The sequence below is a fragment of the Sedimenticola selenatireducens genome (assembly GCF_963675335.2).
GTDB classification, from domain to species: Bacteria; Pseudomonadota; Gammaproteobacteria; order Chromatiales; family Chromatiaceae; genus Sedimenticola; species Sedimenticola selenatireducens.
The window spans coordinates 368598-395256 of sequence record NZ_CAXXYC010000004.1; the positions used below are offsets into that span (position 1 = coordinate 368598).

26 protein-coding genes and 1 pseudogene are annotated in these 26659 nt (G+C 58.9%); 10 read left to right on the forward strand and 17 right to left on the reverse strand.

The window, feature by feature from the left end; translation table 11 throughout:
- Window positions 1-4: 4 nt before the first annotated feature.
- The 3 genes and pseudogenes from ACHZBF_RS12855 (at window position 5) to ACHZBF_RS12865 (ending at window position 1327) form a co-directional block, all read left to right on the forward strand.
- The gene (locus ACHZBF_RS12855) at window positions 5-607 is read left to right on the forward strand and encodes a TatD family nuclease-associated radical SAM protein (protein WP_029131755.1); all 603 of its coding nucleotides are present in this window, start codon (window positions 5-7) and stop codon (window positions 605-607) included.
- Between the two features lie 69 nt (window positions 608-676).
- Window positions 677-1024 (forward strand): annotated as a pseudogene (locus ACHZBF_RS12860) (gamma-butyrobetaine hydroxylase family protein); the annotation flags it as partial.
- A 42-nt stretch (window positions 1025-1066) separates the two neighbouring features.
- Window positions 1067-1327 (forward strand): MoaD/ThiS family protein, encoded by a 261-nt coding sequence (locus tag ACHZBF_RS12865; protein WP_321529385.1) that lies wholly within the window; start codon window positions 1067-1069, stop codon window positions 1325-1327.
- Window positions 1328-1546: 219 nt separating this feature from the next.
- On the opposite strand, the gene ACHZBF_RS12870 is transcribed toward ACHZBF_RS12865, so the two are convergent.
- The 3 genes from ACHZBF_RS12870 to ACHZBF_RS12880 all read right to left on the reverse strand — a co-directional run bounded on the left by ACHZBF_RS12870 (window position 1547) and on the right by ACHZBF_RS12880 (window position 5268).
- Window positions 1547-2167 (reverse strand): response regulator transcription factor, encoded by a 621-nt coding sequence (locus ACHZBF_RS12870; RefSeq protein ID WP_029131753.1) that lies wholly within the window; start codon window positions 2165-2167, stop codon window positions 1547-1549.
- The gene (locus ACHZBF_RS12875) at window positions 2157-4718 is read right to left on the reverse strand and encodes a PAS domain S-box protein (protein WP_321528657.1); all 2562 of its coding nucleotides are present in this window, start codon (window positions 4716-4718) and stop codon (window positions 2157-2159) included. Before ACHZBF_RS12875 ends, ACHZBF_RS12870 begins: the two co-directional genes overlap by 11 nt.
- Window positions 4719-4884: 166 nt before the next feature.
- Complete coding sequence (locus ACHZBF_RS12880; protein ID WP_321528658.1) at window positions 4885-5268, reverse strand: PilZ domain-containing protein; 384 nt, start codon at window positions 5266-5268, stop codon at window positions 4885-4887.
- 133 nt (window positions 5269-5401) lie between these two features.
- On the opposite strand from ACHZBF_RS12880, the gene ACHZBF_RS12885 reads away from it, so the two are divergent.
- Window positions 5402-5866: an RDD family protein gene (locus ACHZBF_RS12885; protein WP_029131751.1), complete on the forward strand. Its 465-nt coding sequence runs from the start codon at window positions 5402-5404 to the stop codon at window positions 5864-5866.
- Between the two features lie 9 nt (window positions 5867-5875).
- On the opposite strand, the gene lptG is transcribed toward ACHZBF_RS12885, so the two are convergent.
- Complete coding sequence (gene lptG / locus ACHZBF_RS12890) at window positions 5876-6940, reverse strand: LPS export ABC transporter permease LptG (RefSeq protein ID WP_029131750.1); 1065 nt, start codon at window positions 6938-6940, stop codon at window positions 5876-5878.
- Window positions 6937-8046 (reverse strand): LPS export ABC transporter permease LptF, encoded by a 1110-nt coding sequence (lptF, locus tag ACHZBF_RS12895; RefSeq protein ID WP_321528659.1) that lies wholly within the window; start codon window positions 8044-8046, stop codon window positions 6937-6939. Before lptF ends, lptG begins: the two co-directional genes overlap by 4 nt.
- Before the next feature lie 278 nt (window positions 8047-8324).
- On the opposite strand from lptF, the gene ACHZBF_RS12900 reads away from it, so the two are divergent.
- From ACHZBF_RS12900 to ACHZBF_RS12910, 3 genes are all read left to right on the forward strand, one after another.
- On the forward strand, window positions 8325-9824 hold the full coding sequence (locus ACHZBF_RS12900; RefSeq protein WP_321528660.1) for a leucyl aminopeptidase: 1500 nt from the start codon (window positions 8325-8327) through the stop codon (window positions 9822-9824).
- Window positions 9821-10246: a DNA polymerase III subunit chi gene (locus ACHZBF_RS12905; RefSeq protein WP_029131747.1), complete on the forward strand. Its 426-nt coding sequence runs from the start codon at window positions 9821-9823 to the stop codon at window positions 10244-10246. The genes ACHZBF_RS12900 and ACHZBF_RS12905 overlap by 4 nt, the downstream gene beginning before the upstream one ends.
- 320 nt (window positions 10247-10566) lie before the next feature.
- On the forward strand, window positions 10567-10944 hold the full coding sequence (locus ACHZBF_RS12910; RefSeq protein WP_273439860.1) for a hypothetical protein: 378 nt from the start codon (window positions 10567-10569) through the stop codon (window positions 10942-10944).
- A 172-nt stretch (window positions 10945-11116) separates the two neighbouring features.
- Here the strand turns inward: ACHZBF_RS12910 and parC are convergent, their stop codons facing one another.
- Together parC and trhA are read right to left on the reverse strand one after the other, a co-directional pair.
- On the reverse strand, window positions 11117-13369 hold the full coding sequence (parC, locus tag ACHZBF_RS12915; protein WP_029131745.1) for a DNA topoisomerase IV subunit A: 2253 nt from the start codon (window positions 13367-13369) through the stop codon (window positions 11117-11119).
- 160 nt (window positions 13370-13529) lie between these two features.
- On the reverse strand, window positions 13530-14207 hold the full coding sequence (gene trhA, locus ACHZBF_RS12920) for a PAQR family membrane homeostasis protein TrhA (RefSeq protein WP_321528661.1): 678 nt from the start codon (window positions 14205-14207) through the stop codon (window positions 13530-13532).
- Between the two features lie 244 nt (window positions 14208-14451).
- Here trhA and ACHZBF_RS12925 point away from each other — a divergent pair, with 244 nt between their 5' ends.
- Complete coding sequence (locus tag ACHZBF_RS12925) at window positions 14452-15747, forward strand: hypothetical protein (RefSeq protein ID WP_321528662.1); 1296 nt, start codon at window positions 14452-14454, stop codon at window positions 15745-15747.
- 78 nt (window positions 15748-15825) lie between these two features.
- Here ACHZBF_RS12925 and ACHZBF_RS12930 read toward each other — a convergent pair whose 3' ends face one another.
- Window positions 15826-16425: a CNP1-like family protein gene (locus ACHZBF_RS12930; RefSeq protein WP_321528663.1), complete on the reverse strand. Its 600-nt coding sequence runs from the start codon at window positions 16423-16425 to the stop codon at window positions 15826-15828.
- Between the two features lie 30 nt (window positions 16426-16455).
- Window positions 16456-18345 carry a DNA topoisomerase IV subunit B gene (gene parE, locus ACHZBF_RS12935; protein ID WP_029131743.1) on the reverse strand — a complete coding sequence of 630 codons (1890 nt, stop codon included), beginning with the start codon at window positions 18343-18345 and terminating at the stop codon, window positions 16456-16458.
- Between the two features lie 200 nt (window positions 18346-18545).
- Between parE and ACHZBF_RS12940 the strand changes: the two genes are divergently transcribed.
- Both ACHZBF_RS12940 and ispA read left to right on the forward strand, forming a co-directional pair.
- A complete protein-coding gene (locus ACHZBF_RS12940) occupies window positions 18546-18800 on the forward strand; it encodes an exodeoxyribonuclease VII small subunit (RefSeq protein ID WP_037374359.1) in 255 nt (84 codons plus the stop codon).
- Window positions 18790-19692, forward strand: coding sequence for a (2E,6E)-farnesyl diphosphate synthase (gene ispA / locus ACHZBF_RS12945; RefSeq protein WP_037374357.1), 903 nt, complete (start codon window positions 18790-18792; stop codon window positions 19690-19692). The genes ACHZBF_RS12940 and ispA overlap by 11 nt, the downstream gene beginning before the upstream one ends.
- 300 nt (window positions 19693-19992) lie before the next feature.
- On the opposite strand, the gene hybE is transcribed toward ispA, so the two are convergent.
- Genes hybE through ACHZBF_RS12985 form a run of 8 tightly spaced genes read right to left on the reverse strand, consistent with a single transcriptional unit; the run spans window position 19993 to window position 26428 of the window.
- On the reverse strand, window positions 19993-20586 hold the full coding sequence (gene hybE, locus ACHZBF_RS12950; RefSeq protein ID WP_321528664.1) for a [NiFe]-hydrogenase assembly chaperone HybE: 594 nt from the start codon (window positions 20584-20586) through the stop codon (window positions 19993-19995).
- Window positions 20583-20801, reverse strand: a complete 219-nt coding sequence (locus ACHZBF_RS12955) for a rubredoxin (protein ID WP_029131740.1) — start codon at window positions 20799-20801, stop codon at window positions 20583-20585. The genes hybE and ACHZBF_RS12955 overlap by 4 nt, the downstream gene beginning before the upstream one ends.
- Complete coding sequence (locus tag ACHZBF_RS12960) at window positions 20798-21658, reverse strand: hydrogenase expression/formation protein (RefSeq protein ID WP_321528665.1); 861 nt, start codon at window positions 21656-21658, stop codon at window positions 20798-20800. The genes ACHZBF_RS12955 and ACHZBF_RS12960 overlap by 4 nt, the downstream gene beginning before the upstream one ends.
- Before the next feature lie 22 nt (window positions 21659-21680).
- The gene (locus ACHZBF_RS12965) at window positions 21681-22100 is read right to left on the reverse strand and encodes a thioredoxin domain-containing protein (RefSeq protein ID WP_321528666.1); all 420 of its coding nucleotides are present in this window, start codon (window positions 22098-22100) and stop codon (window positions 21681-21683) included.
- A gap of 3 nt (window positions 22101-22103) precedes the next feature.
- Window positions 22104-22844 carry a HyaD/HybD family hydrogenase maturation endopeptidase gene (locus ACHZBF_RS12970; protein WP_321528667.1) on the reverse strand — a complete coding sequence of 247 codons (741 nt, stop codon included), beginning with the start codon at window positions 22842-22844 and terminating at the stop codon, window positions 22104-22106.
- Window positions 22841-23524 (reverse strand): Ni/Fe-hydrogenase, b-type cytochrome subunit, encoded by a 684-nt coding sequence (cybH, locus tag ACHZBF_RS12975; RefSeq protein ID WP_321528668.1) that lies wholly within the window; start codon window positions 23522-23524, stop codon window positions 22841-22843. Before cybH ends, ACHZBF_RS12970 begins: the two co-directional genes overlap by 4 nt.
- Window positions 23525-23555: 31 nt before the next feature.
- A complete protein-coding gene (locus ACHZBF_RS12980; RefSeq protein WP_321528669.1) occupies window positions 23556-25352 on the reverse strand; it encodes a nickel-dependent hydrogenase large subunit in 1797 nt (598 codons plus the stop codon).
- Window positions 25349-26428, reverse strand: a complete 1080-nt coding sequence (locus ACHZBF_RS12985) for a hydrogenase small subunit (protein ID WP_321528670.1) — start codon at window positions 26426-26428, stop codon at window positions 25349-25351. The genes ACHZBF_RS12980 and ACHZBF_RS12985 overlap by 4 nt, the downstream gene beginning before the upstream one ends.
- Between the last annotated feature and the right edge of the window lie 231 nt (window positions 26429-26659).

A 26659-nucleotide genomic window follows, 5' to 3' on the forward strand; every position in this document is an offset into this window, starting at 1 on the left:
GCCCGTGGAAAATCAACAGCTCAGCTATGTAATCGGCGACAGTCTCTACCTGAATATCACCGACCGCTGCACCCTGGAGTGCGCCTTCTGCCCCAAGACCCAGGGTGTTCTGCAGGTGCATGAGTACGACCTGACCCTGGATCATCGCCCCTCCAGTCAGGAGATTATTGCCGCCATTGATAATCCCGCCGCCTACAAGGAGGTGGTGTTCTGCGGCTATGGTGAACCGACCCTGCGCCTGAAGGTGCTGCTGGAGGTGGCTAAATACATCAAGGCCCACGGCGGTCGGGTCCGGGTCAATACCGACGGACTGGCCAATCTGGCCAACAAGCGCAATGTCCTGCCCGAGATGGCGGATTGTGTCGACGCCCTCTCCATCTCCCTCAATGCACAGAATGCCGAGGTGTACGACCGGCACTGTCAGCCGGCGCTGGCCGGCTCTTTTGAGCAGATGCTGGAATTCGTCGCGGAGGCGCCAACATATATCGCCGATGTGACCGCCACCGCGATCGACGGCCTTGAAGGGGTGGATATCGAGGCGTGCCGTAAGCTGGCCGAGGCACGTGGCGTCAAGTTCAGAAGGCGTGTGTTGGATGTGGTCGGTTAATGGACGATTGAATTGAATCTTTCCACCCACCATTAATAAATTCCACTGTTTACGGACCCAAGCAGTACCATGAGTGAAAAGCAGCCAACCCGGACACCCACCGCGATCAACCTGCACAGCAAATCCCGCCTGCTGGCGATCGAATTTTCCGACGGCGCCAGCTTCAGGCTGCCCTGCGAATATCTGCGGGTATTTGCCAAGGCCAAGGAGGTCCGCACCTTGGGGAATCCGGTTACCGGTAAGGAATCGGTGAATATCACCCGCATAGAGCCCCAGGGACAATATGCAGTGCGGTTCATCTTTGACGATGGACATGACAGCAGCATCTACTCCTGGGACACCCTCTACGAACTCGGGGTGAACCAGGAACAGAACTGGCAGGCATACCAGGAGAGCCTGCGAAAGGCCGGCTATAAACCGGGTGCTTCAGATAGCACCGAGGGACCGCGACACATCCAATTGCTCTATTTCACCTACCTGGTGAAGCAGTTGCAGAAAGAGGCCGAACAAGTGGAGATTCCCCCATCGGTCACAGATGTAAGCAGCCTGATCGAGTGGTTGCGGCGGCGCAATCCGGACCAGGCCCATCTGTTTCGGGAGGGGAGCTTCCAGGTAACAGTGAACAAACAGTTCAGCGAACCGTTCACCCGGATCGATGCGGACGATGAAGTGGCATTGATACCCACCTCGCCCAACGCCCCGACGAAGGCGAACAAGTAACGGTCACGGAACCACTGCCGATTCTACCGGAGCCAGCCCGAATGAACCGCATCCTACCAAGCTGACGAAAAGCAGGTTACCGCCAAGAACGCGAAGCACACGAAGGAGAACCTGTTTCTTCCCTTTGGGCGTTGGCGATAACGATACAATTCATGGATCTACGAGTGATAGTGCGAAGAGCTACCCGTCAATAGACACGAATGGCATGAGTCGCTCCACTCAGTGATCGCTGTAGAGGTTGGCTGCAATCACCATTTTCACCAGGCCGGCCAGTGAGGAGGCCTCCATCTTCTCCATCACCCGGGCACGGTGGGCCTCCACGGTCTTGGCGCTGACGCCGAGGGCACTGGCAATCTCCTTGTTGGCCTTGCCGTTGGTGACCATCTCCATCACCTCATGCTCACGGGGCGTCAATTGCGCCAGTCGGGCGGCAATCTCCGCGCGCTCAGCCTGAATCGAACGTTGATCCTGATCGATTTCCAGGGCACTGCGGATACTCTCCAGCAGCTGTTCGTCATTGAACGGCTTCTCAATAAAATCCACCGCTCCCGCTTTCATCGCCCGCACCGACATCGGCACGTCACCATGCCCGGTGATAATAATCACCGGTATATGGATGTTCTCGCGAACAAAATACTCCTGCAACTCCAGCCCGCTCATGCCCGGCATGCGCACATCCAGCAGCAGACAACCGGCCCGCCCCGGATAATAGGACTTGATGAACTCTTCGGCCGAGGCGAAGGTTTCCACCCTGATCCCCACCGTCTCAATCAGCCACTTCAACGAGTTACGCATCGCCGAGTCATCATCAACTACAAATACGGTGGCATTACTGTTCATCTCTGTTCCTGTTGCTGGGTAATACAATACTAAAGCAGGTACCACCCGCTGCCCGCTGTTCGGCAGTGATGGTGCCGTTGTGGTCCTCTATAATCGTCCTGCTGATGATCAATCCCATGCCCATGCCACTCTCCTTGGTGGTGTAAAAGGGCTCAAACAATCGGCTCATATCTTTATCCTGGATACCCGGGCCGGTATCCAGCACCCGGAGCAGCACCCGTTCTCCATCCTGACAGCGGGTCTGAATTACCAGATTGCGTTCATCTTCCGGTATCTCTAACAGCGCATCAAGGGCATTTCTAATCAGATTTAGCAATACCTGTTCAATCTGTACAACATCGATTTTGACCGGCAGGCTGCTGATACTGAAATCCTGCTCGATCACCACCCCCGCCTTGCGCGCCTCAAACTCTACAAAGCTGCACACCTCCCGCACCACATCGTTGATGTCGGCGATCCGGCGCACCGGTGTCTGTTTGCCCACCAGGGCACGCAGCCGCTTGATGATTTCACCCGCCCGATCAGCCTGTGCGGTAATCTGGCCGAGGGCATAAAGAATATCTTCTGACTCCCGACCACTTGACTGCAACCGGCGTACCGAGCCGTTGGCATAATTGGCAATGGCCGAAAGCGGCTGATTCAGTTCATGGGCAAGTCCCGTGGCCATCTCACCCATGGTGCTGAGACGTGACACATGGATCAACTCCTGCTGATGCTCCCGGGCCTGGCGCTCCGCTTCCCGCTCCGCCGTGATATCACGCCCATAGATATTGACGTAACCCAGATCCACCACCGGGGTAAGCAGCAACGAGTAGACCTGGGTGGCACCAATCACCTGGGTCTGCCAGTCACGGCCGTTGGCCAGAATTTCTGTTACCCGGTTACGCCAGTAGAGCGGCAGAGTCTGGGCCCGCTCGCAGCCCCAGTAGGAGAGCAGCTGGTCACTGGCGTTGTTGGCATAGAGGATAACCCCGCGCCGGTTGACACGCAGGATGGGACTGGGACTCTCGGAAGCAAACTTGGCGAGACTGCGAATCTCCAGTTCGATACGGCGACGATTGGAGATATCGTGCATATAGATGGTAAAGGCGAGACGGTTCTTCAGGCGGATAGGCTTGATCGCCAGCTCCACCGGGAACACACCGCCACCACGCTTGACCGCTGTCAGCTCGTGGCGCATTTCATCAGGATGCCGATCCCGCGAACTGAGGACATCCGCCATCAGCCGATTGAACTGGGGACGGCTCTCATCGTTGAAAATCAGATCCGCAAATACCTTGCCCAGTGCCTCCTGCCGATGGTGACCGAAGGTCTGTTCCGCCGTGGGATTGAACTCGATAATCACCCCCTGACGGTCGATGGTGATTATTGAATCCAGTGCCGTCTCCATGATCGCCTGCTTGAGCATCTCTGACTCGTGCATTTCACTCTCATGCTGCTGCCGCATCTCCTCCCGGGTATCCTTAACCAGCTGAATAAACTGGTGAATCCAGTCCTCCAACACGAACAGCTGGTTACCGCGCTCAATCACCGGCTGCTTGGAACCGAGTGCCCGTTGTGAGAAGCGGGAGATGCGCTGCAGGATCTTGTTCAGCCGCTCCGACAGCAGAAAAAAGACCAGGGTAAACACACTGACGAAGGTAAAAGCAGCCACCAGCCGCTGACGCCGTTCCAGACTGGCCACCCGGTCCCGTATCGCCTCCACCACGGAGTGGGGCACCAGGGTGGCGAACTGCAAATTGAGGGTCGAGCCTTCATATTCGGAAAACGATTGCGCGGTGACCAGAAAATCGGCTTCCACCTCCGACAATCGCCGCTGTGGGGGCAATCTGGATTGATCGCTGCTGGCGAGAAAACGCTGCTCATCCGCCTCCAGTATCCCCACCAATACCCCATTTGACGAAACCCCCTGTTGGGATGCCGCCAGGAACTGCTCATCGATGGGGGCCACCAGCATCAAAAAACCCATCTCGGTGCCGGTGGCATCCTCCGCAGTTTCGGAAACCAGCAGATAGGGGCGGTCCCCCAAGCTGGTGAGATTGGCCTGCACCCGCCGCTCGCTCAGCGGCAGCTCATTGGTACCGGCCAGTTCGACCGGCAGGGGCCGCTCTCCAAGCTGATAGATCTCGCGGGTGCGGCCATCACTGTCCAGCAGCAGAATATGGCTCGGCCTGATCAATGACTGCCAGAGGGTCGATCCCGGCAACCAGGGAGGAGTGGAACGATACTGTCTGGGCTGATCCTTATCCCCCTTGAACCAGTAGACCGGCTCAAGATAGTTGGCGAGTTGGCGATGGTTTGCCAGCAGCCGGGCAGTGGAGGTGTGGGCCAGCACATAGTTATCAAAACGAATCAGGGTTTCCCGCGCCTGCTGATCGAGCCGCGTCTTCATCTCTTCGGCAAAAATGCTCCTGAGCGCCCGGGGCTGCACCTGATCGAGCATCCCCCACACCACCAGGCCACAGAACAGGCCAATCATGATGGACATCAGCGGCATGGGAATACGCCGGAGCAACGAGAGTTTCTGGGGTCGTTTCAGGGGTAACGGCATAATGAGAAGAATTCAAACGTCATCAGGTTGGGCATCCTGCCCCGTATCATGAGAATACGGACGGATTATGTTCCGGCGCCCCATTATGCCTTGATACTTGGTCATTACAATCCTGCCGGCCAGGAGGGTACAGGATTAAGTTTAACGAATAGAGGAGAGAACCAATTCAGTGCAGGAACTCGGAACAATCGTTGTCATTCTTGACCCCGGAAGATCCGAATATCAGATGATTGAGGGCACGGTGAATCTCGCTATCCAGTTCATCGAACATCAGTCCAACGCCCTGCTCGGCGCAACGCACGACGATAGCCTCTACCTGCATGTGGCACTTGAGACCACTGGCACCCAGCATCAGGGAGGCCTCAAGCGTAGCGTTCACCGGCAATTGAATACGCCCGATATCGACAAACATCCCCCCCATCCCGATGTCACGGATACAACCCCTGACCAGACCAAGACTGGGATAGTTCAGCATGGTGTAGAGAGTTACCGGTCGGCGCGGCGAATTGCGATGCTCCACAGCGAGTTGTGCCTCCAGACAGTTGAACAAAACCCTGCCGCCTACTCATGGATAGGCAACCTGATGAGTTTCTCTTACTATAGACCAATTATCCTGCACCATTGTGACCTGCAACCAAATCCGGCAATTACCTGCCGCGGAGTATAGCGGCAGCAACCAAGACATGAAGAAAATCCATAATATTGATATTAATCAGGCAGTAAGCCCTGGATTACCCCGGCGCCTGGCGGCCATGTTGTATGACGCCCTGCTGGTTTTTGGCCTGCTGCTGCTGGCCTCAATGGTCGTCACCCTGCCAGTTGGCATACTGGCCGGCGAGCCGGCCTCGCAGGCGCTGGCGGGGAACCTCCTGTTCCAGCTCTGGCTGGCAATGGTACCACCGGCCTTTTTCCTGCTGTTTTGGCTGAAGGGGGGGCAGACGCTCGGTATGCGTTCCTGGCGTCTGCGCGTGGTACGGGAGGACGGGTCACCGCTCAAGTGGACTGACGCCCTGAAGCGGCTGTTGTGCGCGCTGCTCTCCTGGCTGCCTCTGGGGCTGGGTTATCTCTGGATACTGATCGACAGGGACAAACTGGCCTGGCACGATCGGCTGTCTGGGACCCGGCTGGTCTTGCTGGCGAAACGGTGAACAGCCGCGTCAGTGGACCCGGCGAACAAACCAGAAGCCGATACCGAGGAACAGTAATCCGGGGACTGCGGCGGCAAACAGCGGGTTGAGAGAGTAAACCACGGCCATGTGGCCCAGCACCTTGTTCAGCAGAAAGAAGGCCAAGCCCAACAGAGAGCCGGCAAAGATCCGCTGCCCGATACCCACCGACCTCAACACCCCGAATACGAAGGGTACCGCCAAAAACACCATCACCAGTGTGATCAGTGGCATGATCACCTTGCTCCAGAAAGCCACTTCGTAGATAGTCGCCTCCTGTCCGTTTGCATGCATGAAGTCGATATACTGATAGAGACCCCAGACCGGCAGCATGGTGGGACGGACCACCACCACATTGAGGATATTGGGATTGAGCAACGAATCCCAGGTCGCCTCGTCCAGCGACCGACTCTCCACCCCGTCAGTCAGGAAACGGGTCTGACTGATCCCTCGCAGCAGCCAGCGCCCCTCCTGATACTGGGCAAAATCAGCATGGGTGGAGACTTGTAATTCCCGCTCTTGGGAGAATTCGTAAATATAGATATCCCGGAGTTGCGAGCCGGGAAGGATCTGTCGAATATTGACAAAAGAGCCGCCATCACGGGCCCAGAAGCCATGCTTCGACTTGAGGGTGATCTGCTGGCTCATCTTGCTGGCGCGCATCCGCTCGGCATACTGCTCGGTGTTGGGTGCGATCGCCTCGCCAATAACCAGCACTACCAACATCGCGAGTATGCCCGCTTTCAATACCGAGACGATGATCCTGGCGAGGGAGACGCCGGCCGCACGCATCGCCACCAGCTCGGAATTGTTTGCCAGACCACCCAGCCCGACCAGGCTGCCCAGCAACACCGCCATGGGGAACACCTCATAGGCGCGGCGCGGCAGGATCAGCAGCACATAGTAGAAAACATCCGCCGTGGTGTAGTCACCCTTACCAACACTGCCCAGTTCGTCCATCAGGGTGACAAAACCGACCAGCACCACCAGGATCACCAGGGTAATAAAGATGCTCAGCAACACACTGGTACCGATGTATCTGTCCAGCACCCTCATGCGAGCCGACTCCGTAACCGGTTTCGCAATACCCGGAACATGCGCGGAGATTTATACAGCATCACCGCGCCACCCAGCAGCAGCATCAACGGGTGCACCCACCAGCGTCCCATCCAGACCGGGGTAATACCGGAAACCATCCAGTTGCCGGATACCGCCTGCAGATTAAGAAACAGAAAATAGAACAGCAACGCCAGCATCAGCCGTCCGTAGATACCCTCCCGGGGCAGGGACTTGCTGAGCGGGACGCTGAGAATGGTAAACACCAGCACCGCAATCGGGAACATGAAGCGATACTCCAGCTCGGACCGCATACGCAGATCCTCTGACCCGAACAGGTCATCGGTGGGAATCGCCTTGGCCGGGAGACTGTCGCTGACCTGATCACGCCGGTCGATCAGGATGGCATACTTGTCAAAATCACCAACGCTGTATTCGTTGTTCCCCGGGGTCCCTTCATAGCGGTGACCACGGGTCAGCACCAGGTAGAGATCGCCACTATCGGGCTCCGTATACTGGTAACCTTCGGCGGCGGTGATCAAACCCAGCTTGCCATGCTGGCGGTTCTGTACAAAGACATTGTGCATGCGACGCTTGTCTTCGCTCATCTTTTCCACATAGAAAACCAGCCCGCCCTTGCTGAACTCATTAAACCGCCCGGCTACCGCCATACCCAATTCAGCAGACTCCTCCTTCTGCTGTTGCATAATCTCCGCCTTGTTGGCATTCACCCAGGGAACCAGCCCCAGGGTAAACCAGGCCACTACCAGGGCGACCGGCACAGCCACCAGCGCGAACGCACGGTAGATACGCCGCAGTCCGACGCCACCAGCCGCCAGTGCCGTCATTTCACTGTCGCGATACATGCGGCCGAGGGTGTAGAGAATGGCAAAAAAGAAGGTCGGCGGGGTGACCGGCCCCAGCACCTGCAACACCTCCAGCCCCAGCAGCCGGGTCATCACCTCGTTGCTTATCGCGCCTGCGACCGCGTCCTGCAGGATCCGGATATAACTCTGGCTCACCACGATCAGCATCAGCACGGTCATGATGGCGAGAAATGACTTGGTCACTTCCCGAAGAATATAGCGATCGATAATCGGCAGCATAAAAAGCGTTCAGTTGAAAAAACCGGAGCGTGATCCTGCATCGGTGGTAAACGGTTACAATTCTTGTAGACTACTACTCAATGACAATACTTGGGAAATGGCTAAACCCGGGCAGTATGGAATGGTGACCGACGTCACCATCACCTTACTCAATTCCGCAGAAACCGCGGTGGATAGTACATCCTGACCGGGCTGCGGGCAAACCGGCAACAATCGCACCATCGGCCCGCCATGGCGGGAATAACAACAGACAAACAGTAACCATTCAGGGAACCACTATGGAATACCATGTGAAATCAGGCGATCCATCCGCACTGCGTACCGCCTGCCTCGTACTGGGTGTATTCACCCGTCGCCAACTGGCTGGACCGGCCAGGCAGATCGACCAGGCCAGTAACGGGCACCTCAGCGCCATCCTGAAGAAGGGCGACATGGAGGGTGAGACCGGGCAGTCCCTGATGCTCTATGACATCCCCGGCATCCAGGCGGAACGCATCCTGCTGGTCGGCCTCGGGGCAGAAAAGGAACTCACCCTGAAGTCGGTCATCACCGCCTGGGCCGGCGCCGTGAAGCAACTCAACGAAAGCAGCGTCATCGAAGTTACCAATGCCCTCTGCGCCCTGGAGATCAAGGAGACCGATCTGGCACAGCGACTGCGTGAATCGGTCATCGCGGCCGAGGACCAGGTTTACCGCTTCGATCAATGCAAAAGCGAGGCGAAGCCACCCAAGCGGCCACTGAAAAAATTGAGCCTGTTCATCGGCGAGCAGAAAAAGAGCCAGGCCGTGCTGCGTGCGGTGAGCCAGGGCGAGGCCATTGCCGGCGGCATCACCCTGGCCAAAAACCTGTCCAATCTGCCGGGCAATCTCTGCACCCCGAGCTACCTGGCGGATCAGGCCCGACAACTGGGCAAACAGTCGACCAAACTGAAAATATCGGTACTGGAGGAGAAGCAGATGCAGTCCCTCGGCATGGGTTCACTGCTCTCAGTCTCCCGCGGCAGCCGCGAACCGGCCAAGCTGATTGTCATGGAGTACAAGGGCGGCAAACCAAAGAGCAAGCCGGTGGTACTGATCGGCAAGGGCCTCACCTTTGATGCCGGTGGTATATCGCTGAAACCCGCCGCAGCCATGGATGAGATGAAGTACGACATGTGTGGCGGCGCCAGCGTCATGGGCGCCATGGCCGCCTGCGTCCGGATGGAACTGCCGATCAACCTGGTGGTGATCGTCCCATCCTCGGAAAACCTGCCCGATGGCGCCGCCAACAAGCCCGGCGATATCGTCACCAGCATGTCGGGACAGACCATTGAGATCCTCAACACCGATGCCGAGGGCCGGCTCATCCTGTGCGACGCCCTCACCTATGCGGAACGCTTTGATCCCGCAGCCGTAGTGGACGTCGCCACCCTGACCGGTGCCTGCATTATCGCCCTCGGGTCCCAGGCTTCGGGCCTGCTGAGTAATGATGACAAGCTGGCCGCCGAGCTTCTGGACGCCGGCAACCGGGCCACCGATCGTGCCTGGCAACTGCCGCTCTGGGATGAGTATCAGGAGCAGTTGAAGAGCAACTTTGCCGACATGGCCAATATTGGTGGCAAGGGCGCCGGCACCATTACCGCCGCCTGTTTCCTGTCACGCTATGCGAAAAAATTCAAATGGGCGCATCTGGATATCGCCGGTACCGCCTGGAGAAGCGGTGATCAGAAAGGGGCCACCGGGCGCCCCGTTTCACTGCTTTCGCAGTTTCTGCTGAAACGGGCAGGCCAGGCCAAATGACCCAGGTCGATTTTTATATCCTGGGTGAGCAGTCGGCCGGCGACCGCTTTCAGCTCGCCTGCCGCATTGTCGACAAGGCCTGGCAACAGGGGCACCGGGTCTATCTGCACACCAACTCGGACGCGGAATCGCGGCACCTGGACAAGCTGCTCTGGACGCAACGGGAGGAGAGCTTCATCCCACACGGCCTGATCAGCGAGAGTGACAGCACGCTCACACCGGTATTGATCGGACACAACGAACAGGCCGGTGACGAACACGATGTACTGGTCAACCTGGCGGCCGGTGTACCCCCCTTCTTCAGCCGTTTCTCCCGGGTGGCCGAATTGATCGACCAGGATCCGGCGGTGCGCGAGGCCGGACGCAGCCGCTACCGGACATACCGGGACCGCGGCTACACCCTCAACACCCACAACCTGTGAACCTAAAAACCTCATTTCAACCGCCAAGAGCGCAAAGTGCGCAAAGAGATACAGTGGCCAATCTTCATTGTTTCGGACCACCCCGACAGTTGGATGAACGGGAGAATACAACTCAATATTTTTCTTCGTGTTCTTTACGCTCTTAGCGGTTGAATCAAGGAATTCAGAATGGACAATTGGCAGGAGAGACAATTTTCACGGCCGCAGGCCACCCGCCAGGGTGCGGCACAGGGATGTGCCTGCCGCATGAAGAATTGCCAGGACAGGCAATTTCCACGGCCGCAGGCCGCCCGTCAGGGTGTGACACAGGGATGTGTCGCATGAAATTCACATGGCCATTCAAACCGGTCCCCCCGGAAACGCCGCTCCCAGTGGATCATGAGGGCATTCCAATCCTTAATGAGGTGGTGGAGCCGACCGAACTGGGGTTGATCGATTCGGCCGACCCAAACCAGGCCAACCTGCCGCTGTTTGATCCGGACTGGCGCGACGGCGCGGCCACTCCGTCGATCGACCTGAAGCAATTGCGGGAACAGTTGAGGCGTGAGATGTTGGAAGCCATTGAACAGGTCGCTGACTCAGTGACAGAACGGTTTCGCGCTGATCTGGAGCGTACCCTGCGGGAAGAGATCGACCGGGTGCTGGATGAGCGGTTGCCACCGCCAACCAGCCCCGATCAGGACCGTAGGTTGGATTAGCGAAGCGTAATCCGACAACCCGGGACTATTTGCCCCGGCACCGGAAAAATTATGGGCTTACGCCCTCGGCTAAACCGACCTGTCGGCTACAGCAACTCACGAAGTCAGCACCACCCTGGCACTCTGATTCAAACCAGCCATTAACGTGATTCAGGCTGCGCAAAACCAGAATCTACAACTCCACCTCAACCCGATCCACCTTCTGGAAACCGCGCGGCAGCTTGCTGCCCCGGCGACCCCGCTCGCCCTGGTAGTGCTCCAGGTCGGCCAGTTTCAGCGTAATATGGCGCTTGCCGGAGTGGGCCGTAAGCCTTCCGCCCTCGGGCACGCAGGCTACGGCCACCACAAATTCGATGCGATCCTCCACCCGCTTGGCGGGGATACCGATAATCTTGTTGCCCTTGCCGCGACTCAGGGCGGGCAGTTCGGCAACCGGGAAGGTGAGCATGCGACCCTCATTGGTAACAGCCACCACCCGATCGCTGTCCCGATCGGTCACCTGCACCGGATGCAGTACCCGGGCCCCTTTCGGCAGGGTCAGCAGCGCCTTGCCGGCCTTGTTTTTGGCATGCAGTTCCTTCAACTGCACCAGGAAACCGTAGCCGGCATCGGAAGCAACCAGATACCACTGTTCCGGATCGCCCCCCAGCACCACGCTGAAAGTAGCCCCGCTGGCGGGGGACAGCCGCCCGGTCAGGGGCTCTCCCTGACTGCGGGCCGACGGCAGGGTATGCGCCGGCACCGAATAGCTGCGCCCCGTCGAGTCGATGAATACCGCTGCCTGGTTACTGCGCAAATGGGCGGAGTCCAGATAATTGTCGCCGGCCTTGTAGCTGAGACTGGCGGGATCGATGTCATGCCCCTTGGCAGCCCGCGCCCAACCCTTCTCGGACAGCACCACGGTGACCGGTTCGCTCGGGGTGAGATCGGTCTCGGCCAGCGCCTCGGCAGCCTGGCGCGCGACAATGGGTGAACGTCGCTCATCCCCGTATTTCTCGGCATCCTCCTGGATCTCCTTGCGGATCAGGGTGGTCATGCGCTGCTTGGAACCGAGCGTCTTCTCCAGCCACTCCTGCTCCTTTGCCAACTCATCCTGTTCGGCACGGATCTTCATCTCTTCCAGCCGCGCCAACTGGCGCAGTTTGGTATCCAGGATATAGTCGGCCTGTAACTCGGTCAGATCGAAGCGCTGCATCAATACCGGTTTCGGCTCATCCTCGCTGCGGATGATGCGGATCACCTCATCCAGATTCAGGAATGCGATCAACAGGCCATCCAGCAGATGCAGCCGGTCTCGTACCTTGCCCAGACGATGCTCCAGACGGCGGCGCACCGTCTCATAACGGAACTCGAGCCACTCCCTTAGCAGGCCCAGCAGGTTCTTCACCTGGGGCTTGCCGTCGAGACCAATCACGTTCATGTTGACCCGGTAGGTACGCTCCAGATCGGTGGTGGCAAACAGGTGGGACATCAGCCGCTCCACATCAACCCGATTGGAGCGCGGCACAATCACCAGGCGGGTCGGATTCTCATGATCCGACTCATCCCGCAGGTCTTCCACCATGGGCAGCTTCTTGGCCTGCATCTGCTGGGCGATCTGTTCCAGGATCTTGGCCCCCGAGACCTGGTGCGGCAACGCCGTGATCACCACATCACCCTGTTCCCGGATATAGCGGGCGCGCATGCGGATGCTGCCACCACCGGTTTCATAGACCTTCATCAGCTCCTCACGCGGGGTGATGATCTCCGCCTCGGTGGGATAATCCGGACCCTGGATATGCTCACACAGCTCTTCCAGGGTGCTCTTCGGACTTTCCAGCAACCGGATACAGGCACTCGCCACTTCGCGCAGGTTGTGCGGCGGCACATCGGTGGCCATGCCCACGGCGATACCGGTAGTGCCGTTGAGCAGCAGATTGGGCAGGCGGGCCGGTAACATGGATGGCTCTTTCAGGGTGCCATCAAAATTGGGCACCCAATCCACCGTCCCCTTGCCCAGCTCGGCGAGCAGCACCTGGGCATAGGGGGTCAGACGCGCCTCGGTGTAGCGCATGGCGGCAAAGGACTTGGGATCATCCGGCGAGCCCCAGTTACCCTGACCATCAACCAGAGTGTAGCGATAGGAGAAGGGCTGGGCCATCAGCACCATCGCCTCATAACAGGCGGAATCGCCGTGCGGGTGGAACTTGCCCAGTACATCACCCACGGTGCGGGCTGATTTTTTATGCTTGGAGCCGGCCGAAAGGCCCAGCTCCGACATGGCATAGACAATACGCCGCTGCACCGGCTTCAGGCCATCGCCGATAAACGGCAACGCCCGGTCGAGGATCACGTACATGGAGTAATCCAGGTACGCCTTCTCGGTAAACACCTTTAACGGCATCCGCTCGATGCCCTCGATACTCTGGTCGATTCCGTTACTCATATCACCCTGTCAAACCGGTTGCCAGGAATCAGCCGGGTTTAACACCAGCAGACGCCCGGATATCACACATGGAGGGGGATCATACGAAAAGCGCCGGCAGATGTCACAGGGAGTTGCATAACCCGTGAGCGGGCCAGGCAAACCGAGGGCAAACAGGGAATCAGCGGGGTAACGACAGCCAGTGGCCGTCCGGGATTACGTAAAACAGCACGGCAAAAAAATGGAACGCACTGCCCGCCAGCACAAACAGGTGCCAGATGGCGTGATTGTAGGCCAAGCGTTCCCAGGCATAGAAGATCACGCCCAGGGAATAGAACAGGCCACCAATCACCAGCAGGGTCAGCCCGCCCACCCCGATTGCCTCCAGCATCGGCTGAACCGCCGCCAATGCCAGCCAACCCAGTCCCAGATAGAGCGTGAGTGAAACCTTCTTGTAGCGCTGCTCGGTAAACAGCTCGAAGATCATGCCGACGACAGCAATGCCCCAGACCGTGCCAAACAGCCACCAACCCCAGCTCTCCCGCATACTGACCAGGGCAAACGGGGTATAGGTGCCGGCAATCAGCAGAAAAATCGTGGCATGATCAATCTGGCGCAAAACCCGCTTGGCCTTGGGGTGGGGAATACTGTGATAGAGCGTCGAAGCGGTATAGCAGAGGATCAGCGTGGCACCATAAATGCTGCTGCTGGCGATGTGCCAGGCGTCGCCATAGAGCGCAGAGAAGGCCACCAGAACCGCCAGACCGGCGATGCTCAGGGCGACGCCGATGCCATGGGTCACGGCATGGGCGATCTCTTCACCCAGACTGTATTCCAACACCGGCACTTCCGAAGCCATTACGATCTCCTCAAACGGTCGTTTAATCAAGGATGGTCCGAGCCAACCAGAGTGTCAAGATCGGGAAATCCATGACAAGGCGTCCCGGTCACGCATCAGGATCGGTTATGATCGGAGGCATTTATTCAGCCAAATTTGCGGCTGAACCCTCACCTACCGATACTGAACCCGTTGGAGCTGCCTTGGCCACGATAAACCTCAGCCCCATCTGTATCACTCACCTACTCGCAGGAGCCCGGGGCCTTTGAAACAACTCCACCAACGGGCGGCCGAAAAGCTGGCAGGATCAATCCTGTTCCTGATGGCGCTGCTGTCGATCCTGCACGGTCTGTATGGAAATCTTCCTGCCTATCTGGCGGGTGGGGCCGGTTGGCTGGCAGCCCTGCTGCTGGCAACCAGCACCAATACGGTGCAGCGAATTCAGGTAATCGCCATGCTGCTGGTGGGCGGCTGCGGACTGCTCTGGGGGGCACTCTCCGGCGCAGTAATTCCATTTGAAAAGGTGTTCAGCACCAATCAGGCCATGCTGGCCATGCTGGCCTCGGTAAGTTTCCTCAGGCTGGTTACCCAGCCCGCTATCTGTGACGAGGCATTGCCACAGGGAGACAGACCACTCTGGCGCACCCTGTTCGGGGTTCATTTTCTCGGAACCGTGATCAACATGTCCTCGATTGTCATCATCGGGGACCGGCTCTCCGCCAACCGGGCCATGACGCCGTTGCAGGCCTGCGTACTGTCCCGCGGGTTTGCCATGGCGGCCTGCTGGTCACCGTTTTTTGCCGCCATGGGTATCGCCCTCTCCAATGCCCCGGGATCTCAACTGACCACCCTCTCCACCGTGGGTTTTCCGGTGGCCATGCTGGCATTGCTGTTGACTGGCTGGGAACTGACCCGCAACAGCCGTGCCGACAGCTTTCACGGCTATCCGATGCAGTTCAGTGCATTGTGGATTCCGGCCCTGCTGGCACTCATGTTGATGCTGCTGCATCACGCCTGGCCGACCATCCCAATCCTGACCCTGATCTCCACCCTGTCACTCTCGGTGACCTTGCTGTTGCTGCTGCTCCGACATGGGAGAGCGGGGCTTGGCGCCTATCGTCAACACATCCGCGTCGGACTGCCGCGCATGTCAGGTGAGTTGCTGCTGTTTCTCGCCGCCGGCGTGCTGGCCACCGGTATCGCAAGCGCCATCCAGGCCAGCAACCTCTCGGTGGATGTGCAGACTTTCGGGGCCACTGAGGCGAGCCTGCTGTTGCTGGCAATGGTATCGGTATCGGTGATCGGCATTCATCCCGTCATCAGTATCGCCACTGCCGGGGGCATCCTCTCACCGCTGGGCGTCGACCCCAATCTGCTCGCCATCACTTTCCTCATGACCTGGGCGATTGGCGTCAGCACCACACCCTTTTCCGGCCTGCATCTGACCATTCAGGGCCGATACCATATCAATGCCTTCACACTGCTGCGCATGAATGCGGGCTTTGCCCTGGTGATGCTGGGTGTCGCTACGCTGGCGCTCCATCTTTACACCGGTGTTTGAAGCTCCGCCGGGGTTGGGCCTGGTCTAGGAGTCTGTCGGACTTAACACTGATCTACTGCGGAAAAGCCCGACAAACTCCTAGTAAAACCCTGATTCTCGGACCTGCGGTCTGGCATATTTGAGTTCACGGATGATCTTTTCCGCGCTGAGATCCACAATATGGAAATTGCAGAAATAGAACTCGGCCAGGTCCTTGCGATAGCGGGTATAGCCATTCTCCGAAATCGGCTTCCATTCGATGCGACGCGGCCGCACGAACTTGCCCTCGCCATTACCAAAAGCGTAGGTCTTGTATTCATTCGTCGTACAACGCATTCCCTCGAAGGCGACATTATTCGCCCCGTTGCGGGATCTGATCACCAGGGTATAGCGCACAACTCCATCCGCCTCGGTATAGCTGATGGAGTTGGCGTCGATAAAATAGCTGAAAGAGGCGCTGGGTCGGGTGACCTGAAATTCAATCAGATTGTCATCTTCCGGAAAGGGTGGAAGCTGGGAATCTTTCTCAGTCCACTCATACTCCTCCACATTGGGATTGACCGACTCGTTTGGCCCGTAAAAATTGGCGTCCCCCTTCTTTGCCGTCAGGGGACTATTGCTCTCCGCCAGCCCCGCCTGTGACAGCAGGAGTGCGATCAAGCCGACCCATAAATTACATCTGCTTGTTGATTTCGTCATAGTCTGAAGTCACCGGCAGGGAGACAACGATTACACCTCCGCCAGATCACCTTTCTCCTGTAGCCAATGCTTGCGGTCCGAGGCCCGCTTCTTCGCCAGCAGCATATCCATCATACCGTTGGTGTCATCACCCGCGTCGATGGTCAATTGCACCAGCCGCCGGGTATCCGGATCAATAGTAGTCTCGCGCAGTTGCAGTGGATTCATTTCGCCCAGCCCCTTGAAGCGTTGGACACTTACCTTGCCGGTCAGTTTCTCCGCGGCGATCCGATCCAGCACGCCCTGACGCTCGGAGTCGTCCAGCGCGTAAAAGATATGTTTACCCACATCGATCCGGTAGAGCGGCGGCATCGCCACATAAACATGCCCCTCCTGCACCAGCTTGCGGAAATGCCGCAGGAACAGGGCACAGAGCAGCGTGGCGATATGAGCGCCGTCCGAGTCGGCATCGGCGAGGATACAGATCTTGCCGAAACGCAGCTTACTCAGATCATCGGAGCCCGGCTCCACGCCGATCGCCACCGAGATGTCATGCACCTCCTGGGACGCCAGCACCTCGGCGGAGTCCACTTCCCAGGTATTCAGGATCTTGCCCCGTAACGGCATGATCGCCTGAAACTCCCGGTCCCGTGCCTGCTTGGCCGAACCGCCGGCGGAATCACCCTCCACCAGGAACAGCTCGCTACGGGTGGTATCCACACTGCTGCAATCGGCCAGCTTGCCGGGCAACGCGGGCCCCTGGGTCACCTTCTTGCGCAGCACCTTGCGGCCCGCCCGCAAGCGGGACTGGGCAGCATTGATCGCCATATCGGCCAGCCGTTCACCAGCATCGGTATGCTGGTTCAGCCAGAGGCTGAAGGCGTCTTTCACCACGCCCGATACAAAGGCCGCACACTCGCGGGAGGAGAGTCGCTCCTTGGTCTGGCCGGAGAACTGTGGATCGGCCAGCTTCACCGACAGGATGTAGCAGCAGCGACCCCACACATCCTCCGGCGCCAGTTTGACCCCGCGCGGCAGCAGGTTGCGAAATTCGCAGAACTCCCGCACCGCGTCGGTAAGACCGGAACGCAGCCCGTTGACGTGGGTACCGCCCTGAGCGGTAGGAATCAGGTTGACATAGCTCTCGGTGACCGCCTCACCGCCCTCCGGCAGCCAGGCCACGGCCCAGTCGGCCGCCTCGGAATTTCCGGACATGGAGCCGACAAACGGGGGCTCGGGTAACAACTCCAGCCCCTGCAGGGCATCCAGCAGATAGTCCTGCAGACCATCCTCGTAATACCACTCGTAGTTGTCGCCACTGTTCTCATCCAGAAACAGCACCTTCAACCCGGGACAGAGTACCGCCTTGGCGCGCAATACATGCAGCAACTGGCGCACCGAGAATTTCCCTGAATCAAAATATTTGGCATCCGGCCAGAAGCGCAGCCGGGTGCCGGTGTTGTTCTTGCCAACCCGGCCCACCTCTTCCAGATCGGACGCCTTGTGGCCACCGGCAAAGGCCATGTTGTACTCGGCACCGTCACGTTTGACCCAGATTTCCAGATGCTTCGATAGCGCGTTCACCACCGACACACCGACACCGTGCAGACCACCGGAGAACTGGTAATTCTTGTTGGAGAACTTGCCGCCCGCATGCAGCTTGGTGAGAATCACCTCAACTCCAGGCAGGCCCTGCTGCGGATGAATATCCACCGGCATGCCACGGCCGTCATCCTTCACCTCAAGCGAGCCGTCCTTGTACAGGGTGACCTCGATGGTGGTGGCGTGGCCGGCGACCGCTTCATCCACGCTGTTGTCGATCACCTCCTGAGCCAGGTGATTTGGGCGGCTGGTATCGGTATACATGCCGGGGCGTTTACGCACCGGCTCCAGGCCACTCAGCACCTCAATGGCGGAAGCGTCGTAAGAACTGCTGCTCATGGATTAAAAACCTGACTGATTGACACACAATGGAGCCAGAGTTTACACGCCCCCACGAAGCGATGCGAGGGGCAGCCTCGCGCCCTGCAGACGAAGCGGAATCGGTCTCGGTTCGCTGTCCGCTGTTGCAACAGCACCGATTGACCGCCACCCTTCCTCTGGTTAAGGTTTACCCATGCAAACCAACAACGAGCCTCACCGTGCCGAAAAAAGAACCCGTCATTAACGAAAACAGTGAACCTTCGTTCGAACAGGCCCTGAGCGAACTGGAGTCCCTGGTGGAGACCCTGGAGCAGGGCGACCTCTCCCTGGAAGAGTCCCTGAAGTCCTTTGAGCGGGGCGTAGCCCTCACCCGCACCTGTCAGATGGCCCTGAAGGAGGCGGAACAAAAAGTTCAGATCCTCTCCGACCAGCGCATCGACGCCGAACCGGAACCCTTTGACCGTGACAACTGAGTCCGCCCTCAAGCAGTACCTGATTCAGTGTCAACAACAGGTGAATGCGGCTCTCGAACTACAACTGCCTGCCGATAGCATCCAGCCCCAGCAGTTGCATCGGGCCATGCGCTACGCCACCCTGAACGGCGGCAAACGCATCCGCCCCATGCTGGTCTACGCCGCCGGCGCAGCATTGGGTGTGGAGCCGGAGCAACTTGATGGGCCGGCCTGCGCGGTCGAGCTGATCCACGCCTATTCCCTGATCCATGACGATCTACCAGCCATGGATGATGATGATCTCAGACGCGGTCGACCTACCTGTCATAAGGCATTTGATGAAGCCACGGCGATACTCGCCGGCGACGCCCTGCAGACCCTCGCCTTCAAGGTATTGTGTAAGGATGAAGTATCCCCCTTCGCGCCGCATATTAGACTGGAAATGCTCGAAACCCTGGCCCACGCCAGCGGTTCCCGCGGCATGGCGGGTGGACAGGCCCTGGATCTGGCGGCGGTGGGGAGGCAAATCGATCTGGCCCAGTTGGAAAACATGCATATCCACAAGACCGGCGCCCTGATCCACGCCAGTGTGAAGCTGGGTTGTCTGGCGGCCACGAAGGCTGAACCGGCCCAGACCCGTCAACTGGAACACTACGCCAACTGCATCGGCCTCGCCTTCCAGGTACAGGACGATATCCTGGATGTGGAGGGCGATACCGCCACCCTCGGCAAGACCCAAGGCAAGGACCAGGCCAACGGCAAACCGACTTATCCTTCCCTGATCGGACTGAAAGGCGCCAAGGAGCTGGCCCAGAACCTGCGCCAGGATGCCCTCGCCAGCCTCTCGGAATTGGATGAGCGTGCCGACCCGCTGCGCTGGCTGGCCGACTATATCGTCAATCGTGACGTTTGAGTCAACGCCCACCGATCACTCGCCATCTATCAAGATAAACATGGGTAGGGGCAGACCCTGTGTATGCCCCTTTATCGACCACCCAGCCTATCGGGCAACCCTGAATAAAAAGGTTCGCAGTCCAGTAGGGTGGGCACCTAGTTTGTGCCCACGCGGTTATCGTGCGGTATGCATTCCCACGCAGAGCGTGGGAACGAAAAACCCTGCCTATCTGGATAATAAGGTGTAGGTGCCGGCCCCCCGTGCCTGCCCTTTGTTCGCATCAATCCCAGCCTGCCGGGCGACCACAGGAGGTTGCCCCTACGACAATCCGGTGAACAGCTCGCGCCGGGTCAATGGAGTCTCCAGCCGCTCGGACAGGCTCGGTCCCTCTTCGAGTGGGACGCTTTCTGTCTCTGTATCCGTCGCCAACTCATCACCGCCCGCCCACGCCTCGGCAATCTCCCGGCTGCGGGTCACGACTTCAGAGCGGTTCTCCTCAAGCATGAGACCACGCATAATCTCCTGTGCGGTCGCTACCGCCAGCTCCTGGGAGTCGAACGGCTGCATGGGTGAAAACAGGGAACAGGCCTGGTAGCGGCCCTGATGGTGATCAAGCGCCGGATCCTCGGCGACAATGAATTCGTACAACCCGGAAGGAAAGGCGTGAGTGATCTTCTCCCCCGGTCGGCGCTTGGCAAGGCAGTCGGCCTCTGTGCCACCCAGCAGGATCAGGTTCATGAACCAGGGGGTAATCAGCACCCCCAACTGGTAGCCTTTCCAGGGGATAAAATCCACCGCCTGCACCCACAGTGCCGGGTTGAGTATCGGCACCCCGACCATGCGGGTCTGTTCGATATGACGAAACAGCCCCTCCAGACGGACCACCTCGACCGGTCGCTTGGGCCCACTCACGGCATTACCATAAAATCGTCCTTACGGCCGTCACAGTTGGGACAGCTCCAGTCAGCCGGCAACTTGGAGAACGCTGTGCCCGGTGGGATCTGCCAGTAGGGGTCACCCTCCACCGGATCGTAGACATACCAGCAGATCTTGCACTCCAGCCGCGACTCGTCGTTAAGCTTGTCCGCGCTGCCACCGTAAGAGCCGGCAAAAAAGGCCGCGCTCATCGGTAAATCTCCAGGATTTCATTGAGTCGCTGAGCACTATCGGCAATGTCTTCCGGGGCGGCACAGGCCACCGCCGGCACGTCGGTCACCTCCAGGGTATTGAGGATGTTGTTATCCTGGGAGTTGAAGTATTGCACCCACCAGACGTAGCGCATCTGGGTGCTGGTGATACGGCAGTTGCCATAACCCCGTGAGAGGATGGTGACCGAACCGGCACCCAACAGCTGGTCGAGAAAGGCCAGGTCCTGCTCGGTCTGTGGCAGCAGGGTCAGGTTGATCACGTGGGGTGGCACAGCAGGACGGTAGGCGAGCGATTTTTCATCCAGTTCCGCCACCAGTGGCGGTGCATTCAGCACCCCCTCCGGCAGGGGGGCATCCGGCAGAACCAGATGCTCTGCCGCCGCTGCAAAGGTGGCCTGGCGCACCAGTCCGGGGATATCCGCTACCTCCAAGGTATCACGTAGCAAGGTACCCTCCCGGTCCAGGTAGCGGACCCGCCACAGGCCCGCCAGTACCGATTCCTGAATCCGTGTCTGCGATTTACCGGCAACCACGATGCTCACCTCCCCTTCTCCCAGCAACTGATCCAGCAGCGCCAGGTTGTCCCTATCCAGATCACTTAACTCAAACAGTGAGGGGGGATCACCGACCCGATAATCCCTCAGGACACCCTGTACATCATCCAGTAGCTGACGGGCCTGCAGCAGATCCCCCACCACCTCCGGTTCCGGAATCTCGGGCATGGCAAAAGTCGACATACTTTCTGGCATCGCCTGATAGTTCAGCTCGGCCCCGTCCGTTTCCGAAGGCTGTGTTCCCACGCCGACGGCCGCAACCGGCAGTTCGTAATAACCCATGATTTGTCTCCTCAGTCTGCTGCTAACCCCGGCCGGCAGCCACCACCGGAATACCGACGCCACGCACATGCAACGCATCGGCACTCAACAGCCGCTCGATCTCACCCAGGTAGTCGCCCCAGTTCTGTACCCGGGTGATCGCCCCCAGATACTGCTCGCCGCGCAAAAACACCAGCGCCGGCCAACTGCTAAAGGGAAAGCGTTTTTGCAATGCCAGTTCCGCCTCGCGGGCCACCACTGCCACGCTGAATCGGCCGGCAAACCGGCCTGCCAGCTCGGGCAGGATCACCGCTACGTCATCGCTCTCCGGATACTGTTTGGGATCACCGGTAAAAAACAGTACCGAATGTTCCTGTCGCGCCAGAAACGGTTCCAGCGTGGTTTCATCCAGTTCCGGATAACCCTGCTGTTGGATCATCTGTCTAATCAGTATTGATGGCATCTGCTACTCCTCTCGCTCAAACCGGGCCCGACGATAGGAGTCCAGGTGCTGGTCCAATCCAACCTGCAGGAATTCCCCCTCCAGATCGGCCGGTCGATAACCCACCTCATAGGTGCCAGACCAGACCACCCGTTCATCCCCCAGCCGGCACGCCTGCTCCGGCCCCGGCCGCTCCGTTTCATAGCGACGGATATCGTCAATAGCAGCGGCGTAGGGATCGATTTCAAGCGGCGAGGATCGAGGTCGCACCGCTATCCCCTGGCGTCGCAGATAGGCCACCGCGTGCTGCAAGGCCGGTTCGATCTGCGCCTTTATCGCCGGACGCAGGCTGCCGCCGAAATCCTCGATCTCTTCCGGCTGCACCCCGATCAGCAACAGCTGTTGCGGGTAGTCACCCAGCATCTCCGCCAGGGCCAGCACCTCCTGGAAGCCGGTCTGGTGCAGGCTCACCTTCTTCACCCCGAGGTATTTCGGTACCGCCTCGCCCTCTATCAATTTCAGGGTGCCGGGTGGCAGTCCGTAGTCAATGGCGTCGAACACCACCAGCAGATCGGCGTCGCGCACCTCTTGCACCAGATAGACCCCTTGGGTGCCACCATCCAGCACCCGCACGGAATCGGGCGTGTGATAGCGCTGTTGAAAAGCCTCCACCGCGCGCACCCCGAACCCCTCATCGGCCCACAGCAGGTTGCCGATTCCCAAGATCAGCACGCGGGGCAGCCGCTTCGCTGTCGCGCCGCTCATGGCCGGTCATCCTTGAAGGTGCGCCAACCACTGATCATGGTGCTGATCAGGCTCTGGCGGGAAACGATATCCTCGCGGATCGCCACATAAACATGCAGCATCACGAACACCACGATCACCCACATGCCCCAGTGGTGCCACAGGCGCACATCCTGGCTCTGTCCTACCAGCGGGATCAGCCAGCCAAACAGGCTGTCCTGCCAACTGCCCAGGCCGGTCTGTTCCGCATACAGGGCAAAGCCGGTGAGCAACATCACCGCCCCCCCCACGGTGATGATCGCCACCATGAACAGGTGAGCCAGTGGATTATGGCCGACGTACTTCTTCGGCTCCTTCTCCAAAAAGGCGTACCAGCGAACTTCGTGCAGCAGGTCTTTCCAGAATTTCCGGCGCAACAGTGGCAACTTGAACAACTGACGGGAATATCTATTGCCCACCATCGCCCAGTAGATCCGGCCCAGGAAGCCAACCGCAAAAATGTAGGCCGCGGCAAAGTGGACGAAGCGGATAATACCCATCAGGAAATGGTCGCTGGCTTCCCCCGGCAGGGTCGGTAACGGATGGGCAATCAGATAACCGGTAATCGCCAGCAAGGTAATGGAGAGGGCGTTGACCCAATGCCAGACCCGAACCGGGGCTTCATAGACATAGACCGCCCCTGTGTTGATTTCTGTCTGCATAATTGTGCCTCCTTTTGAGACGATCTGACCATTAACGGACCTTGACCTCAGCCAGCTCCTGACCGTCTTCGCTCATCACATGGGTGGAACAGGCGAGACAGGGATCGAAGCTGTGCAGGGTGCGCAGGATCTCCACCGGCTCCTCCGGCCGTTCCACCTTGGTGTTCAGCAGCGCAGCCTCGAAGGCACCGATGTTGCCCTGTTGGTCCCGCGGTGAACCGTTCCAGGTGGTGGGTACCACGCACTGGTAGTTGGCGATGCGAGTGTCCTTGATACGGATCCAGTGTCCCAGGGCGCCACGGGGTGCCTCGGAAAACCCAACCCCCTTCACCTCCGCTGGCCAGGTCTCCGGGTCCCAGCGCTCCACGTTCGCCGTGTTGCTGTCGCCCGCCTTGATATTGGCCAGCATTTTGTCCATGAAGTAGCGCATCTTGTCCGCCGCCCACTGCGCTTCCAGAGCGCGTGCGGCGGTTCGCCCCAGAGTGGAGAAGAGTGCCGATACCGGCAGGTCCAGGGTCTTGAGAGTAAAATTAATTTGCTCGGTGATCTCCTTGTCGCCCTTGGCGTAGCCGATGATATAGCGGGCCAGCGGCCCCACCTCCATGGCGTGCCCTTTCCAGCGCGGCGCCTTGATCCAGGAGTACTTGGCCGACTCGTCAATCTGGCGGATATCGGTCTTGCTACCCCGGGTGTTTGCCCCCAACTGGAAGTTAGCCTCGGTGATCCCGTCCCAGGGATGCAGCCCCTTCGACTCATCCGGGTACTTGTACCAGGAGTGCGGTACGAACTCCTGGATCTCGTCGGGATTACGTAGATCCACCTCATGCACCTCTTTCAGGTTGCCATTGATAATGGCACCGCGCGGCATCATCAGATTATCCGCCGAATAGTCATTGGCCCGGTCCGGGATATCACCATAGGCCAGCACGTTCATGCCGGAGAGACCGCCTCCATAGGTCCAGCCCTTGTAGAAACCGGCAATCGCCAGCAGGTCCGGCACATAGACGTTGTTCACGAACTCCCGCACCTGATCGATGATCGAGGAGATCTGGTTCAGGTTGACCATGTTGAGCGCCCCGACCGAACCGACACCGTCCAGGTTGATGGGGCAGGGCACGCCGCCCACCAGCCAGTTGGGATGGGGATCCTTGCCACCGAAGATGGTACGGGCCTTGACGATCTCCTTCTGGAAATCAAGCGCCTCCAGGTAATGAGTCACCGCCATCAGGTCCACCTCCGGCGGCAACAGGTAAGCCGGGTTGCTCCAGTAGCCGTTCTTGAACGGTCCCAATTGACCGGACTCAACAAACTTCTTCAGCCGGTTCTGGATATCGCGGAAATAGCCCGGCGAGGAGAGCGCATGCCGCGGCGAGATCTTCTGCTGCAGCTCGGAGGTCGCCTTGGGATCGGCCTTCAGGGCGTTCACCGGGTTGACCCAGTCGAGGGCGTGCAGGTGATAGAAATGCACCAGATGATCGTGCACCTGCAGGGCCAGCTGCATGATATTGCGGATCGAGTTGGCGTTCTCCGGGATCTGAATAGCCAGCGCGTCTTCCACCGCCCGCACCGAGGTGAGAGCATGGGTGCCGGTGCAGACGCCGCAGATACGCTGAGTGAAGGCCCAGGCGTCGCGCGGGTCGCGTCCCTTGAGGATCACCTCCAGGCCGCGCCACATGGTGCCGGTGGAGACGGCGTTGCGGATTACGTTGTTCCTGTCCACATTCACTTCGCAGCGCATGTGGCCCTCGATCCGCGTGACCGGATCAACCACTACCCGCTTGCCGGAGTCGTCCAGGGAAAAACCGTTGGGTGTCTGTTTCGTGCTCATTGATCCTGATCCCCTTTATGCTGCGCCTGTTTGATGGCGGTGACCGCCAGGTGGGCCGCGGCTGCGGCGCCCACGGTGCCGGCAGCAGCAATACCTACCTTGTCGGCATTGGCCTCAATACCAAACTGGTGGGTGTCGGTAACCCGGTCATAAAAGCTACCCTTGTCCCAGAAGCCGTCCTCGGAACAGCCGATACAGCCGTGACCGGCCTGGATCGGAAATGACAGGCCACCGTTCCAGCGCACCGTGGAACAGGCGTTGTAGGTGGTGGGTCCCTTACAGCCCATCTTGTAGAGGCAGTAACCCTTGCGCGCCGCCTCATCATCCCAGTGCTCGACAAACTGGCCGGCATCGAAATGGGGACGGCGGTAGCACTTGTCATGAATCCGCTGGCTGTAAAACATCAGCGGTCGACCCTGACGATCGAGCTGGGGGAAACGCTCGAAGGTGAGGATGTAGGTGATCACCGCGGTCATCACCTCGGCGATGGGCGGACAACCGGGTACCTTGATGATCGGCTTGGTGGCTAGGCCCGGCACCTTGTGCACCGGTGTCGCGCGGGTGGGATTGGGACGCGCCGCCTGCACACAGCCCCAGGAGGCGCAGGAGCCCCAGGAAATGATCGCCTTACAGTGCTCGGCCGCCTTGCGCAACTGCTCCACGAACGGCTTGCCTCCGATAATGCAGTACATGCCATCCTCATCCAGCGGCGGATTGCCCTCCACCGCCAGGATATAGTTGCCGTCATATTTTTCGATAATCTCTTCGATAATCGCCTCCGCCTCATGACCGGCGGCCGCCATGATGGTGTCGTCGTAATCCAGCGAGATCATCGACAACACCACATCCTTGGCCAGCGGATGGGCCGAGCGGATAAAAGATTCAGAGCAGCAGGTACACTCCAGGCCGTGCAGCCAGAGCACCGGAATGCGCGGTTTGGTCTCCATCGCCGCGGCGATAGTCGGCGCGAAGGCCGGCCCCAGTCCGAGCGCCGAGGCGGTCAAACTGCAGTATTTCAAAAAGCTGCGGCGGGTGATCCCCTGTCGCCGCATCACATCGTAAAAGGTCTCGCTCATTACCCGACTCCTCCAGTGCACTTGGTTGGGTGGCGCGGCATTGTTTAAATCTTTCTGCCGCGTCCTGGGGGGACGGATTTGCAACGGCTGTGCCAAGCCGTTTTTTCTGATATATATCAGTCTCTTGTCAAAGCGCTGACATTTTTATGAACGACAACAAGTGGTTAGCGACAACACCCATTCGAGCACAGAGTTGAAAACCACTATTCCACTTAATTACCAGGGTAGTGA